Origin of the sequence: Hyphobacterium sp. (assembly GCF_965229905.1) — a bacterium.
Taxonomy (GTDB): domain Bacteria; phylum Pseudomonadota; class Alphaproteobacteria; order Caulobacterales; family Maricaulaceae; genus Hyphobacterium.
Map to the genome: position 1 here is coordinate 195,158 of NZ_OZ245930.1, position 14,841 is coordinate 209,998.

A 14,841-nucleotide genomic window follows, 5' to 3' on the forward strand; every position below is an offset into this window, starting at 1 on the left:
CTATTCCCACTCCAGCGCGCCTTTTTTCCACTCGTAGATAAAGCCGACGGTCAGCACGCCGAGGAAGATCATCATCGACCAGAAGGCAAAGACGCCGGTCTCGCCGAGCGTCACGGCCCAGGGAAACAGGAAGGCGACTTCCAGATCGAAGATGATGAAGAGAATCGCGACGAGGTAGAACCGTACGTCGAACTTCATGCGGGCATCGTCGAACGCTTCAAAACCGCATTCGTAAGTCGAGACCTTCTCGCTGTCCGGATTGGACGGCGCCAGCACGAACGCGGCCAGCATGAAGAGGATGCCGAGCGCGGCGGCAATGCCCAGGAAAATCAGGATCGGCAGATATTCGAGCAGGAGCTCATTCATGACGGATCGCCCCGTTTAGCGTCTTGCGGGGCATGGCCGTCGCTGAACAGCGAAATGGGCCGACAACATGCCCCCGCACGGTCGAGGCGGAAGCTAGAGCGAGCCGACTTCACTCGCAAGGCGAAATGGCCGCTTTTTCTGCGCCAATTCGTCACCCAAGTAATTGATTTTTCACTACATGAGAATGATTTGCAAGTGGCCCTTCTGCCTCAAGGCCGATTGCGCAGGTGAGCGGCCAGCCGCGCCGCGTTTTCGCCGCGCAACTGCCAGCTCATACAGCGCACCCCACCTCCCAGATGACACACGCCGCTCGACGGCACCGGGATGACCTCACGGTCGGTCAGAGTCTGTACCTGATTCACGACGTCGGCATCCTCGGCAACACCGAATTGCGGGAGATAGACGCGGTTCGGAGTGACCAGCGCATTGGTGTACAGGCCGCAGGCAGAGCCGAACCGGTCATCATAGACGGCGCTGGCATCGTATGGCGTCGGCACTTCGTGAATGCTCACACCCGGCAGGCCGGATTCGAGATCGGCGCGGAGCGCTGCGGCGTAATCCGGATCATCGGGATAGGCATTTACAATCAGTGTCCCGGGACCAATGAAGGCGAGAACGCCGTCTGCGTGTTCCAGCCCGCCCTGCTCGTCGGCCTCAATAAATGCGATTTGGCGCGCGCCGGTCCGTTCCCTGATGAGACGCCGGGCTTCGGATTCACCCAAATCGTTATCGCGGAGGAATTTGCGGCTGATGACCACCGACCCCGCATAATCATCCACATAATTGCCGCCATCGTTCAGCAACCTGCCGAATGCAGCGGTCAGCCCCGCCTGGTCCGCCAATTCAATGGCGGCGGATTGAACGGCATCTGCATCGGCCTGGCCACCGGGCCCGCTGCCCTGGCCTGCCGCGGTGTACCGGAAAAAGACCGGGCTCGCAGCATTAGACGTTCCAAAGTCGCGCGCCCAGATATCCTCAACCGGATAAACCGCGACATGCGACGGCCCGAGGGCTTCGATGAATGCGGGCGCCGCCGTTTCGTCGCTTAAAATGATGACATCATCGCCGGCACTGATTATGCGGCGGCCGAATTCGATCTGGAACTCGACAATGTCGGCATAGACATCCGCATAGTATGGATCGCCGGCGATCGGGGCCGCGAGGATTATCAGCTCCGGTCCGGCAGACATGTCGACCGCATCGCCCGCCATCTCACAACCGGCGAGAAACAAGCCAAGGCAAAGCCAACGCGCGACATCCACTGACGCACTCCCGCATTTCGACAGGAGACTCGTAACATGTTGGCGACGGCTGGCCGATCTTATTCAGCCGCCTCGCCTATCTTGTCCTGGGTTCTGGTTTCGAAGTCCGAGGTATCATGCCGTTCGCGCAATTGCGAGGCGGGGTCGCCCCAGCCGCGATTGACCATTCGGCCGCGCTGTACGGCAGGGCGGGCGTAGATCTGGTCGGTCCAGCGGATGACATGTTTGTAGTCCTGCACCGACAGGAATTCGCCGGCATCGTAAAGCAGGCCTTTCGCGAGCGCGCCATACCAGGGCATGATCGCCATGTCGGCAATCGTGTATTCGTCACCGGCGATGAATTCGCGATCCGCCAGCGTCTTGTCGAGGACGTCGAGCTGACGCTTCACCTCCATCGCATAACGGTCGATCGGGTATTTCTGCTTCTCGTCCGCATAGGAATAGAAATGTCCAAAGCCGCCGCCCAGGATCGGGGCGGCGCCCATTTGCCACATCAGCCAGTTGAAGGTCTCGGTGCGCTTGTCCGGGTCAGTCGGCAGGAAGTCACCGAATTTCTCGGCGAGATAAACCAGGATCGAACCGGATTCGAAAACCCGCCGCGGCTTATCGCCGGAGCGGTCGACCAGTGCCGGGATTTTCGAGTTCGGATTGATGGCGACGAAGCCGGATCCAAATTGTTCGCCTTCATTGATATCGATGAGCCAGGCATCGTATTCGGCGCCTTCATGCCCCTTCGCGAGCAATTCCTCGAGCAGGATGGTGACCTTCACGCCGTTCGGCGTGGCCAGCGAGTAGAGCTGCAGGGGATGCTTGCCGACCGGCAGGTCCTTGTCGTGAGTGGCGCCGGAGACGGGCCGGTTGATCGAGGCGAAGCGGTTCCCGCCCGCTCCCTTGTCCCAAGTCCAGACTTTCGGCGGTGAATAGCTGTTGGCCATGATCGGTCCCTTCCGGTTCGGCGCTGCGCAACGCGGCGTTGGAGGGGCATATAGGGATTGCCGGGAACGATTAAACCTCGTCAACCATCACGGTAGCGTGTGTCCCGTTCAGAACCAATGTTTAAATCGGAACCACCAAGTGAGGCCGATGGCGATGAGGAAACAGAGAGCGCAGACGATATAGAAAGCCCAAGCATAGTCCGCGCCCGGCATGCCGCCGACATTGATCCCCAACAGGCCTGTGAGAAAGCCGAGCGGCAAAAAAATCGCCGCGACGACCGACAGGACCAGCATGTTGGCATTCATTTCCTCGGCGCGCCGGTCCACCAACTGGTCGTTCAGGATGGCGCTACGCTCGCGCACCGCGTCGAGGTCCTCGACCAGCCGCGTGACCTGGTCAGCGGTTTCCCGCAGATGGATCTGCACCGGCCGTTCAAAACGCCCCGACGTATCGGCGGAAAGCTTGGCCAGCGCGTCGCGCTGCGGCGCGATATAGCGGCGCAGGGCAATCGTCGCACGGCGGATATCGGCAAGCTGACCGCGCAATCCTGCCGCGCGGTCCACGCTTTCCTCTTCCAGCGCGTCAATGCGATCAGCAAGTTCCGCGACAACCGGATCCATGCGCTCGGTCAGGCCCGCGGCGAGCTTCGCAATGAAGGCCCCGGCACTCGCGGGGGGATGGCCGGCCTCGACCTGCTCACGGATCCCGACGACCGCCATAAGGCGGCGGACACGGGTCGAGATGATCAGATTCGGCGCCAGCCAGATCCGGATCGACACCATGTCTTCGGGATCGCTCTCCGGATTGAGATTTACACCGCGCAGGATCAGGATGTGCCCGTCATCCAGCGGATTGACGGAGGGCCGCGTGTCCTGCCGCGTCAGGGCCTGGGCGACGACCGGATCGGTTCGCTGGGCGATCCAGTCGCGGACCCCCGGTTCGGCAAGGTCGAGATGAATCCAGCGATAGGCCAGGTGCGCGGGCTCGGGCGCCGCAATGTCCTCCAGCCGCTGCACGGATCCGTCAGTCAGGATGTCGAAGGCGTGAATCGGTTTGGGCGTCATGTCGCGGCCTCGTCTGCCGCGGGGGGTATCATGTGCACATCGCGCTGCGGGAACGGAATGGTGATGCCATTCGCCTTGAACGCGTCATTGATGGCAAACATGACATCGCTTTGCGGTTCCAGGCGCCCCGCCGTCACGTCTCCGACCCAGAACAGCAGCATGAAGTTGATCGAGCTGTCGCCGAAGGTCCGCAACACGCACATCGGCGCCGGATCGGTGATGGTCATGGGATGGCTGCGGGCCGCCTCCAGCATCAATTCGCGCGCCTTGTGCAAATCGCTGCCATAGGCGACGCCGACATCGATCTGGATCCGGCCCTTATTGCTCGACAGCGTCCAGTTGATCACCCGGCCGGTGATCATGTCCTCGTTCGGCACGAGAATTTCCTTGCCGTCGAAGGTCTCCATGAGGATGTAGCGGGCGCTGGTTTTTCTCAAAAACCCGGCCGTGCCATCGGCCAGCTCAATCAGATCGCCTTCTTCGATTGCATTCTCGGAAAGAAGGATCAGGCCGCTGATGAAATTGGAGGCGATCTTCTGCAGACCGAATCCCAGGCCGATTCCCAGAGCGCCGCTGAAGACCGTCAATGCCGTTAGATCGACGCCGGCAATGTCGAGCGCGACGATGAAGGCGAGGACATAGAGGACGATCCGGATGACGTTGGTGATCAGCACCCTCGTGCTGGACCGGACCTTGTCGAGCGCCCGTATCCGGCGCTCGATATAGGCGGCGATAACACCGACAATCCAGAACACCGTTGCCAGCGCGATGAAGGCGGTCAGTACGTCGTAGGCACTGACGCGCGCTTCGCCGACCGAGAAGGCAAAGGAATCCTGATCGAGCACCGCTTCGACCGCCGCCAGACGGCCGGTCAGAATGGCCGCCAGCACTCCGGCAAGCAGCACAAATACCGCCCATTTCCAGAAGCTGGCCAGCCATCTAAGGAATTTGCCAATTGCCTTCATCGCCCGCCCCGCCGCACGGAATCATCTCCGAGAACGGCAGGTTAGCTCAAGTCAGCGGCCGCGGCGACCGATCGCGATTGTCCTACCAGGCAAGCGGTTTGCGGTCCTGGAAGAAGCCACCGGTCGGCCCATCCTCCGGCAAGGTCGCGAGCCAGATTCCGGTGTCGGCCCCCTCCTCCGGCGTTTTGGTCGCGGACTCGCCGCCCATGCGCGTGCGAACCCAGCCCGGGCACATGGAATTGAGTTTCACGGTTTCCGGAAGATCACGCGCAGCGGCGAGTGTGAGGCCGTTCAGCGCGGCCTTGGCGAGCCCGTATGGTCCGGGGCCGGCAAGCCCGGAATTGAACGATCCCCATTCCGAGGACACGTTGACGATCCGGCCATAGCCCCGCTCCGCCATACCGGGCGCGACTCGGCGAATGAGCTCGTATGGCCCTTTCAGCATGACGGCAAGCGCCTCATCGAAAGCTTGCGGATTTTCGAGTAGCGGATCGGTCGACAACACGCCGGCATTGTTGACCAGAACGTCGATCGGACCGGTCTCTTCGAGCGCGGATTCGATACTCGCCTCATCGCTGACATCGATTTGGACCGCACGCGCGCCGATCTCCGCAGCCGCCGCGTCGGCATCCGCCTTTTTTCGTGCGCCGACAATGACGTCGAGCCCCTGTTCGGCAAGCCCCTTGGCAATGGCGTGGCCGATGCCGCGATTGGCGCCCGTCACGAGGGCTGTTTTCTGGTTGGACATGATGAACCTTTCCCTTCTTGGCCTGACCGATCTGGGCTGCCGCCCGGCCCGGCGCTAGGGGCGGGTTCGGAAAAAGCCTGTTTCCGGCCGGCAAGTGCGCGGCGGCATGAAAAAAGCCGCCCGGAGGCGGCTTTTTTATCCAAGGAAATGGCGCGAGTGACGGGACTCGAACCCGCGGCCTCAACTGCGGCAGAAACGCCGCCAGCATTTACTTTTTGGGTGGCGTTTACGACCATTCGCCACACATTGCATGAAGCGTGAGGTCGAAAAAGAATGATGTCCGCGTGTTAGATGGCAAGGGCGCTGAAATGAAACGTGTTTGTATCATCGGCATTTCCGGCAAGCTCGGACAATATATGACGGAACACGCTCTAGCCCGCGGATACAAAGTCGTCGGGGTTTGCCGGAAAGAAAGCCTCGCCAAGCTCGATCGCTTTGGCGATCGCATTACAGTGTATACTGGCCACACGAATGAGCGCGCGGTTATCCAGGAGGCGGTCGCGGGGTGTGAAGGCGTCTTGTGCGTTCTCGTGCCTTGGGGTGTCAATGGATACGCGACGGGCACAGCCCAGGCGGTTCTGGATTATGCTGAGCCCGGCGCGCGCCTTGTCTTCTCGTGTGGCTGGCACATAAGCCTTGATGGTCGCGACATCTACCCGATTCAACAGCGAATTTTCGTGTCGATATTCGGCACCCTCGCCAGACTATTCCGCTTTGCTGACCTGCGTGATCAGGAGGAAGCATGCCGACGCGTTTTTCAATCGGACACAGCGTGGACGGTCGTCCGCGGGTCCGATCTGGAGGAGGGTGAGAGCGAAGGGCTACCGGTTTGGTCGCATCATGTAGGCGATGCCATTCTCGCGAGCAATATTACGCGCCGAACAGACTTCGCTCTATTCATGGTGCATGCGCTAACCGATCCGCATCTGATCCGGGCAGCGCCCGCCATTGTGAGCTGCCAAAGTCCGTCTGCCTTGGCGCATAGAGCGGACTAGCCGGGAGACGTGAACGCAAGACTGGGCCATTACAAAGGCGCTGTTCACTAAACTCAACTGAAACAAAAAAAGCCGTCCCAAGAGACGGCTCGTTTCAATAGAGGAAATGGCGCGAGTGACGGGACTCGAACCCGCGGCCTCCGGCGTGACAGGCCGGCGCTCTAACCAACTGAGCTACACCCGCTTGGGCCATTCCTTCCCTTTCGGGAGGCCGCGACGTTTACGCAAGCCCGCGCGGCGGGTCAAGCAGGTTTGGCGGCATTGTGCAGGGTGATTGTGAAGTTTTTCGCGGACGGTAGCCGGACCGGATTCCGGAGCGCGGAAACGGGCTGCTGCCTTGCTGCTGGGCGCCTTTGTGGGGGCGCGGCGATCCACCCCGTTCAGGGCGTGATGGCGCCAAGGCTGTTTGTTCATTTTGCTGCGGGCGGGAGCCTGACGCTGGAAACTCTCCTTACACGTCATCCCGGACAGGCGGAGCCTGATCCGGGACCCATTCCGGATCGTCCGTGTCACGGCATGGGTCCCGGGTTCGCGCGAATGCGTGCCCCGGGGATGATGAAGGCTGCAGATTTTATGTCCGTCTCCGAACCTGCACACGCTCGTTGTCCTGAACACTGGTATTGTCAAGATAATTATTGAAAGTCTGCCATTTGGGTGGCGCTTGAACTTTCTCTTGGCCGGGATGGCTTAATAGCAGTTTACGGCCGTAGTAATCGGGAAAGAACTTATCATCGCCTGCTCCCTCAATTAGATTTAGAAATTGCCGCATTGGCTCAAGCTCACCAAAGCATTGAAGTTCGAAACAGGAAGGTATTGAGGGGCTCTGATCGTTCTTTCTGTTGGATGGGGAAAAAATTTGGCCGAATGCTGGCGGCCATCACGTTCAAATAGAACCGTCACTGAGGGTTGGTTTTCTCCAAAACCAAAGGTTTCGATCTGAGTAACTCGATCGCCTGCCTCTAAACCCGCCGCCTCGGCGGGGCCACCTTCTATTACCTCTGATATGATACCGACTTCGGATTCAGATAGACTCCAACCCATCTCGTGGGCTGGCCATTCCGCATGAGTCAAAACGAAGCGTTGTTGATTCACCCACAAATGACAGGGAAGATGCTCGATAATAAGGCCGCCATCTACCTCACCAACATATTGGCTGAGGCTCGGATTTAACCGCTGTGCGCTTTCCCAGAAGCGTTCAGATGAAAGTGGTTCGCGAGCACCGTCGCGAAGCGCAAAAAAGAGTGGATCAAAGCGGTGCTCAATAAGGTCTGAGACACCGCGTTCCGTGGCAACAATCCACGCGAGAATGCCTGTGTCATAGACAAGCTGGAGATCAACCTCACGAGTCGTCGTATTTAAGATCGCCTGGTTAATCCTGCTAACCAGGTGTTGTTCGCGGAAATAGCCTGCTCTGAACAACTCTATATACGCTGATAATTCTGCGAGCCCTTCGCCAATCCAGGTATCGACTACAACCCCGCCCAATTGCGCCGGCACCCAAAGGTGTGCAATCTCATGAGTGAGCCCAAACACCAAGGTTTGCTCGGAAACGCCCAAGCCATAATAAAGTCCGGCCGAAGTGGGCTTCGCAATGCCAGAGAAATGTCCGAAGCTCTCAGAGTCTAAGCTAGGAGGGGTGAGAAATGCCGTGTAGCGTTCAGCCGCTACAGCTCCCCAGCTAGCCCAAAACCCATCAATCGCATGCCCTATAGCCGCTATGGCATCTGGTGAGAAGGGCTCTGTATCGCCCGCTCTCAAAATCGTCAGTGGGATAGTGGCGTTGTTGGAAGCAACTTCGCTACGCCAATCTCCGACAGCAAAAAAAGAAAATCGATAATCATCAATTCTTTCGGCATGCCATTGCCCGGACTCCTGAGGCGTAGCGTTTGATATGGAAAACAACGGAAGCTGATCGCTAATGTATTCTAAAGATGTAGATCCAATTCGATATGGGCTGCCGTCTAGTCCAAAAGGCCGAATAGCAAGTAGCAAGGCCCGCCCATCAATTAGCCCATACTCTTGATCCTGAAGAATGGCGCTGCATCCCGCTAGGTCTGATACCCGATGAGATAAGTTCGATTGAGTGGCCCGGATCCGATAGTGGATACTGATCGGTTCTTGTCCTGCAGGGCGCAGGATCAACCTACCGTTGTTCAGCTCGGCACTGCCGTTAAAGATGGCATTCTCGATACCCAGAAATTCATATTCAATTTGCGGGCACCGCTCGTGGACATGGCGCATATCTCGCACATGAAGCGTGCTCATTTCAATTGTTGGAACGTCGATTGAAATCCGCCACTCGGCATTGGGCATTTCGATGATCGAAATTCGGGCATTCGTTTGAGTGGAACGGCCGTCCGCCGCCTGGGCATGCCCTAGAGCAGCAAAAACAATAAAAAGAAGATGATACGCTGAACGGACCATGCGCCGACCTTTGCCATTTGTTTTACGATGGCTTCTTTTGAGACGCCCCGACGATGAATTGATTGAAGCATATAGCTAAGAAGCTTTTTCATATCCTCAAGGGTTCGGCGAGGCAGCCTTCACTGACTTCGTCAGCGAAAAACTGCCTGCTCACAGCCTTTTCGCCGCGAACGCTCTGCCAGACCCCGACTTGAGATATTTCTCGAACTCGGCCGCGCGCGAACGGTCATCGAACGCGATGTGTGTCCGCAACTCCCATAGGCGAAATTCGGAAGTATGAATTACCGATCCGGAGTTATGCTTCGCCAGTCGAGCCTGAATATCTCGCGTCAAGCCAACATAAAAATGCTGACCGCATTCGGATTGAACGATGTAGACGAAGTGCAAGGAGGGACGCCTCGCCCGCCTTCGCCCTTCGGGCTTCGGCGAGGCAGCCTTCACTGACGTCGTCAGCAAAGGCTGGTGGGCGGTGAGGGGCTCGAACCCCCGACCCTCTCGGTGTAAACGAGATGCTCTCCCAGCTGAGCTAACCGCCCGTTACCGCGCTCAATAACCTCTTTATCCGCGCTCGTGAAGCACGGATGACGGTGCCAGCCGGTCGGCACCGTAACAGCCAAGCACCCGAAGGTTTGAAGCCTGCTTTTCCAACCCCTCGATCGCGCGCCGGCAGGCGGCATCCGCCATGTTGGCTTCGAAATCGAGGAAGAACATCTCCTCCCAGGGCGAGCCCGGCACGGGCCGGCTTTCCAGCCGCGCCAGATTGATTCCTTCGTCACGGAAGGCGGCCAGGCCATCCACCAGCGCGCCGGGCTTGTGCGCGGTCTTGAAGACGATGGTGGTCTTGCAGGGCAGACCCGCCGCTGGCGGGGTCGGGTCTTTCGCCAGCGCCACAAAACGCGTGTAGTTCTCGCCCGCGTCGCTGGCCTGATCGTCGATCACGTTGAGCCCGAACAGGCGTGCGGCATCGGCGCCGGCGATCGCGGCGGTCTGGGCGCCCTCTTCCATGGCGTGCTCGAGGGCACGCGTCGATGAGGACGCGAATCTTTGCGTTACGCCTTCAAGACCGGACAGGAACCGCCGGCATTGCGCCAGCGCCTGCGGGTGGCCGTAGATCGTCGAGATACTGCCGAGCGACTTACCACGGCCGACGACGCAGTGGCGGACGCGATAGTGATGTTCGCCGGCGATCTGCAGTTGGGTGTCGAGCAACAGGTCATAGACTTCGTTGATGCTGCCGGTCGTCGTGTTTTCGATGGGCAGAAAGGCATAATCGGCTTCTCCATCTTCGGCGGCGCGCACAATCGAAGCGAAATCGCGGCGCACGACGGGAGCCATCGCGGCGTGGCGCCCGGCAAAATGCGCCAGCGCGGCAAAATGCGAATAGGTGCCCGGACCGCCCAGATAGGCGACGCGGGCTTCGCTATCCTTTTCGACGGCGCGTGCATCGAGCTCGGCGCGCTGACCGGACAAGGACAATTCGATCAGGGTCTGATAGAGGCGTTCGACCGCGGCCCCGTCAAGGCCGAGCGCTTCGCCGGTCTCCACGGCCGCGCGCAATACCTCGCGTTCGCGCGCCGGATCGCGGACGGCATTGCCGGCGGCCGCCTTGGCGCGCGCAATCTGGATGCCGAGCGAAGCGCGCCGCGCGCACAGGCGCAAAATGTCGCGATCTGTCTCATCGATTTCGTGACGCAAAGTATCGAGCTGTTTCTTGGTCATGCAGCATCCCCGTCCCGGTCGAACAACCGTTAGCAGCTGCAGCAAAAATGGAAAGTCCGGGCAGCGGCGCTGGCTCAGGCGGCGGCTCGTTCGGGTTTCGCCCGCCAGGCGCTCGGTGTCTCGCCCGAGACCTGCTTGAATATCCGGTTGAAGGAGGGTTTGGAGGCGAATCCCGCCTCAAACGCTATCTCCATCAGGCCGCAGTCTGCCCAGTCCGGATCGCGAAGCAAGCGCTGGGCGTCAGTCACGCGATAGCCGTTGACGAAACGGAAGAAATTCTGCCCGGCGAGCTGATTGATCGCGGCCGATACCGCCCGTTCTGTCTTCGCCGCACGGCGGGCGAGATCGCTTAGCTTCAGGTCGGGCTCGCGCCATAAGTGCTCGTCCATCATGACCTGACGAATGCGATCGAGTGTCGCCTCGTCCGACTTTTCGTCGATGGCGTGAGGGTAGACTCGCGGCAGCGCCGATTGCCGCAATCCGAACCAGGCGGTGAGCAGCAATTGCACCGTGACAATACCCATGACGCCAGCCAGAAGCGCCGAGACGCCAAAGGCCGGAAATTGCCCGGAAGCGATAACAAGTCCGCCGCCGGCAATCGTGCCGACGATTGCTACGGTCAGCAAATAAGCCAGCCAGTTCAGGTCGACGCCTTTCAGCTGCGATACGTGATCGAGCAATCGGCGCCGGTAAACGGCGATCGTGACCAGCCCGCCTGCCGGATACAGCAAGCTGGCCAGAACCGGCACGGCCGGCAGTACGGCGACGGAATCTCTGCCCGCCAGGATCCAGATCGACCAAGCGATGCCGGGCAGAAGCGCCAGCCACTCCGCGCGCGCGGCATGGCCCGTCAATCGCCTGACGTAGAGCCAGAGAAAGGCCGGCAGCAGCAGGAAAAGCGGCCCATTGGCGAGCGCGAGTACAGATGCGGGCAATATCGCGGCGGCCGCCAGCAGAGCGGTGATGACCACGAGGGTCGCCAGCAGGGCCATCAGCCAGGCATCCGCCGGTAAACGGTCAGGCTTGCGCAGATAGAGCAAGAACAGCGTCAATGAGATGCCGGCCACGATCCCGAACAGGAAAGTCATGCGCGCGCCTTCCTCGGCGTCCGGAGCAGCACCGCGCTGTCGACCATCAGCCAAAGGCAGAAGCTGACGAGAAACACGCGCTGCGACAGGCCGATCAGCGGATGGTCGAGACCGATTGTCATCATCGCGCCGAGACCGGCGACCATGCCGGTTACAGCGATGGCATTGATCGCCGCGCGCGATCCGTTCCGCCGCGCCAGCGAGACAACCGTCAAAATAAGAGCTGCGAGAATCGCCAGCAGGAATGCTCCAAAGGCGGCCTGATTGTGGATCATAGCGGCGGGTGACATGTCGACAAAGCCGCAACCGGCGTCGCACCGGTAAATGCCCGCAATCAAGAAGCCGGTCCCCGACAAGCTCACAAGGGGGCCGCTGAGCCACTCCCCTTGCCCCAACCGGCCCAAGCCGCCCAGGGCAATCAGACTGCCCGCAGGCGCAAGGACCAGGCCGTTAAGCAGCCATGCATTCGGAGCGCCGACCGCTCCGAGTTCCGAAACAAATTGCGACAGCGGATCGTAATTCTCGGCCATCGCCCCGACGACGAAAATGCCAATCAGAAAAAGCGTGGCGCCGATCAGGCCGGCCAATATCAACATGCGTTTCATCTCATCGTGCTCCCATTCGATTGAGAGCATGATGCGAATTGCGCGCGGCCGCGTCGTCTCGATAAGCGGCCAATCGTGAGTTGAGACAAAAAAAGCGCCGCCTCCCTCGCGGAAAGCGGCGCTGCTGTTTCAGAGTGAATGTCCGGCTTAATGGGCGACCTGGCTGCCAGGCGAACCGGCCGGCGGTGTGGTCGACAAGGCGGCCAGGGCCGCTTCGTCGGCTTCGGTCCATTCGGCCGGCGTGATCGGCTCGACGAGGGCGTTCTCCAGAACCTCCTCGACCGTGGAGACGGGGATGATTTCCAGCCCGTCCTTCACATTGTCGGGGATTTCCGCGAGGTCCTTCTCATTGTCGATCGGGATCAGCACGGTCTTCACCCCGCCCCGCAGCGCGGCCAGCAGTTTTTCCTTCAATCCGCCGATCGGCAGGACACGGCCGCGCAGCGTGATCTCGCCGGTCATGGCGATATCCTTGCGTACCGGGATCTGGTTCAGCACCGAGACGATGGCCGTCATCATGGCGATACCGGCAGACGGTCCGTCTTTTGGTGTCGCACCTTCCGGGACATGGACGTGGATGTCGGTCGCCCGGAACACGGTCGGCTTGACGCCGAGCTTGGGCGCCCGCGCCTGCACGAAGGAATTCGCGGCGGAGATGGATTCCTTCATCACATCGCGCAGATTACCGGTCACGGTCATCTTGCCGCGGCCGGACATCTTCACGGCCTCGATGGTGAGAAGGTCGCCGCCAACCTCGGTCCAGGCCAGGCCGGTGACGACACCGATCTTGTCCTCGCCCTCGGTCTCGCCGAACCGGTGCTTCCGGACGCCGGCGAAATCGCCGAGATTCTCGGACGAGATGGTCACGGATTCAGCCTCGCCGCCTTCGATCTTGCGGACCGATTTGCGGGCCAGATTGGCGAGCTCGCGCTCGAGATTCCGCACGCCGGCTTCGCGTGTGTAATAGCGGATCAGGTCGCGGATCGCCTCTTCCTTGATCTCGAACTCACCGTCCTTGAGGGCATGGTTCTTGACCTGTTTGGGCAGGAGGTGGCGCTGAGCGATCTCGACTTTCTCGTCTTCCGTGTAGCCGGCGATCCGGATGATCTCCATCCGGTCGAGAAGCGGCTGTGGCATGTTGAGCGAGTTTGCCGTGGTCACGAACATGATGTCGGAGAGGTCGTAATCGACTTCGAGATAATGGTCCGCGAAAGTCGAGTTCTGTTCCGGGTCCAGCACCTCCAGAAGCGCCGCCGACGGGTCGCCGCGGTAATCCGCGCCAAGCTTGTCGATCTCGTCCAGGAGGAAGAGCGGGTTCGTCGACTTCTTCTTTTTCAACGCCTGAATGATGCGGCCGGGCATAGATCCGATATAGGTCCGGCGGTGACCGCGGATCTCGGCCTCGTCACGCACGCCGCCGAGCGACATGCGCACAAATTCGCGGCCGGTCGCCTTGGCGATCGACTTGCCCAGCGAGGTTTTGCCGACGCCGGGCGGTCCGACGAGGCAGAGGATCGGCCCCTTGAGCTTCTTCGCGCGCGCCTGCACGGCGAGATGCTCGAGGATGCGTTCCTTGACCTTTTCAAGCCCATAATGGTCGCCGTCGAGCGTCGCTTCGGCCTTTTTCAGATCATGCTTTAGGCGCTTGCGCTTGCCCCAGGGCAGCGAGGTCATCCAGTCGAGATAATTGCGCACGACGGTGGCTTCCGCCGACATAGGGCTCATTTGCTTGAGCTTGCGGAACTCGGCTTCGGCCTTTTCGCGCGCTTCCTTGGACAGCTTCGCTTTCTCGATCTTTTCCTCAATCTCGGCGAGTTCCTCACGGCTGTCATCCGGCTCACCCAGCTCGCGCTGGATCGCCTTCATCTGCTCATTGAGGTAATATTCCCGCTGCGTCTTCTCCATCTGGCGCTTGACGCGGCTGCGGATCTTCTTCTCGACCTGCAGGACGGAAATCTCGCCCTCCATCAGGCCCATCACCATTTCGAGGCGCCGCGATACGCTGCGCTCTTCCAAGAGGCCCTGCTTCTCGGAAATCTTCACCGCGAGGTGCGCGGAGATGGCGTCGGCCAGCTTGGCGGGATCGGTGACTTCCTTGATGGAGGCCAGCGCGTCCGGCGGAACCTTCTTGTTGAGCTTGACATAGTCGTCGAATTTTTCGGCCGCCGTGCGCATCAGCGCCTCGATTTCGGCCGCGTCGCCGGCCTCTTCGGCCAGGATCTCGGCCTCGGCTTCAAAATACGAGGCATTGTCGAGGAAACGTTCGATGCGGATGCGCGAACCGCCCTCCACCAGCACTTTCACGGTGCCGTCGGGCAGTTTCAGCAATTGCAGCACGGACGCGACGACGCCCATGGTATGAATGTTATCGACGTCCGGATTGTCGTCTCCGGCGTTTTTCTGGGTCGCAAGCAGAATTTGCTTGTCGGCCCGCATGACCTCTTCCAGCGCGGCCACCGACTTGTCCCGTCCGACGAAGAGCGGAACGATCATGTGCGGAAACACGACAATGTCGCGCAGCGGCAGCAACGGGAGAATTTTGGTCTCGGTCATAGGCGATCATACTCCTGACGGTCGGGCCGCAATCGCCTCATGCTGATACGATTCGCGGACCGGCAAGCGCGCCTATCACGCGTCTTGCACAGCTTTCCCAGCTTACTCACCCAATT

The 14,841-nt window shown here is 60.1% G+C and carries 13 protein-coding genes and 3 tRNA genes; 1 reads left to right on the forward strand and 15 read right to left on the reverse strand.

The annotated features are described in order from the left end of the window. The 7 genes from ACO08C_RS01035 to ACO08C_RS01065 all read right to left on the reverse strand — a co-directional run bounded on the left by ACO08C_RS01035 (position 1) and on the right by ACO08C_RS01065 (position 5,581). Complete coding sequence (locus tag ACO08C_RS01035) at positions 1 to 366, reverse strand: NADH-quinone oxidoreductase subunit A (RefSeq protein WP_421786753.1); 366 nt, start codon at positions 364 to 366, stop codon at positions 1 to 3. Positions 367 to 575: 209 nt separating this feature from the next. Beyond that, positions 576 to 1,628, reverse strand: coding sequence for an agmatine deiminase family protein (locus ACO08C_RS01040; protein ID WP_421786755.1), 1,053 nt, complete (start codon positions 1,626 to 1,628; stop codon positions 576 to 578). Between the two features lie 59 nt (positions 1,629 to 1,687). After that, positions 1,688 to 2,563, reverse strand: coding sequence for a glutathione-dependent disulfide-bond oxidoreductase (yghU, locus tag ACO08C_RS01045; protein ID WP_421786756.1), 876 nt, complete (start codon positions 2,561 to 2,563; stop codon positions 1,688 to 1,690). Positions 2,564 to 2,671: 108 nt separating this feature from the next. Beyond that, positions 2,672 to 3,628, reverse strand: coding sequence for a zinc transporter ZntB (locus ACO08C_RS01050; protein WP_421786758.1), 957 nt, complete (start codon positions 3,626 to 3,628; stop codon positions 2,672 to 2,674). Then, complete coding sequence (locus ACO08C_RS01055) at positions 3,625 to 4,593, reverse strand: mechanosensitive ion channel family protein (protein WP_421786760.1); 969 nt, start codon at positions 4,591 to 4,593, stop codon at positions 3,625 to 3,627. Before ACO08C_RS01055 ends, ACO08C_RS01050 begins: the two co-directional genes overlap by 4 nt. Before the next feature lie 82 nt (positions 4,594 to 4,675). Then, positions 4,676 to 5,341 (reverse strand): SDR family NAD(P)-dependent oxidoreductase, encoded by a 666-nt coding sequence (locus ACO08C_RS01060; RefSeq protein ID WP_421786762.1) that lies wholly within the window; start codon positions 5,339 to 5,341, stop codon positions 4,676 to 4,678. A gap of 148 nt (positions 5,342 to 5,489) precedes the next feature. Then, a tRNA-Arg gene (locus ACO08C_RS01065) sits at positions 5,490 to 5,581 on the reverse strand. Positions 5,582 to 5,649: 68 nt separating this feature from the next. On the opposite strand from ACO08C_RS01065, the gene ACO08C_RS01070 reads away from it, so the two are divergent. Continuing rightward, positions 5,650 to 6,336, forward strand: a complete 687-nt coding sequence (locus ACO08C_RS01070; RefSeq protein ID WP_421786764.1) for an NAD(P)-dependent oxidoreductase — start codon at positions 5,650 to 5,652, stop codon at positions 6,334 to 6,336. A gap of 107 nt (positions 6,337 to 6,443) precedes the next feature. Here the strand turns inward: ACO08C_RS01070 and ACO08C_RS01075 are convergent. From ACO08C_RS01075 to lon, 8 genes are all read right to left on the reverse strand, one after another. Beyond that, positions 6,444 to 6,520: transfer RNA gene (locus ACO08C_RS01075), tRNA-Asp, on the reverse strand. A 569-nt stretch (positions 6,521 to 7,089) separates the two neighbouring features. After that, positions 7,090 to 8,760, reverse strand: a complete 1,671-nt coding sequence (locus tag ACO08C_RS01080) for a PDZ domain-containing protein (protein WP_421786765.1) — start codon at positions 8,758 to 8,760, stop codon at positions 7,090 to 7,092. Positions 8,761 to 8,910: 150 nt separating this feature from the next. Beyond that, a complete protein-coding gene (locus tag ACO08C_RS01085) occupies positions 8,911 to 9,147 on the reverse strand; it encodes a GIY-YIG nuclease family protein (RefSeq protein WP_421786767.1) in 237 nt (78 codons plus the stop codon). A gap of 73 nt (positions 9,148 to 9,220) precedes the next feature. Next, positions 9,221 to 9,296: transfer RNA gene (locus tag ACO08C_RS01090), tRNA-Val, on the reverse strand. A 22-nt stretch (positions 9,297 to 9,318) separates the two neighbouring features. Further along, positions 9,319 to 10,479, reverse strand: a complete 1,161-nt coding sequence (locus tag ACO08C_RS01095) for a bifunctional chorismate mutase/prephenate dehydratase (protein ID WP_421786769.1) — start codon at positions 10,477 to 10,479, stop codon at positions 9,319 to 9,321. 74 nt (positions 10,480 to 10,553) lie between these two features. Beyond that, the gene (locus ACO08C_RS01100) at positions 10,554 to 11,567 is read right to left on the reverse strand and encodes a helix-turn-helix domain-containing protein (RefSeq protein WP_421786771.1); all 1,014 of its coding nucleotides are present in this window, start codon (positions 11,565 to 11,567) and stop codon (positions 10,554 to 10,556) included. Then, positions 11,564 to 12,172, reverse strand: coding sequence for a DUF998 domain-containing protein (locus ACO08C_RS01105; RefSeq protein ID WP_421786773.1), 609 nt, complete (start codon positions 12,170 to 12,172; stop codon positions 11,564 to 11,566). Before ACO08C_RS01105 ends, ACO08C_RS01100 begins: the two co-directional genes overlap by 4 nt. Before the next feature lie 147 nt (positions 12,173 to 12,319). Further along, positions 12,320 to 14,725: an endopeptidase La gene (gene lon / locus ACO08C_RS01110; protein WP_421786775.1), complete on the reverse strand. Its 2,406-nt coding sequence runs from the start codon at positions 14,723 to 14,725 to the stop codon at positions 12,320 to 12,322. Between the last annotated feature and the right edge of the window lie 116 nt (positions 14,726 to 14,841).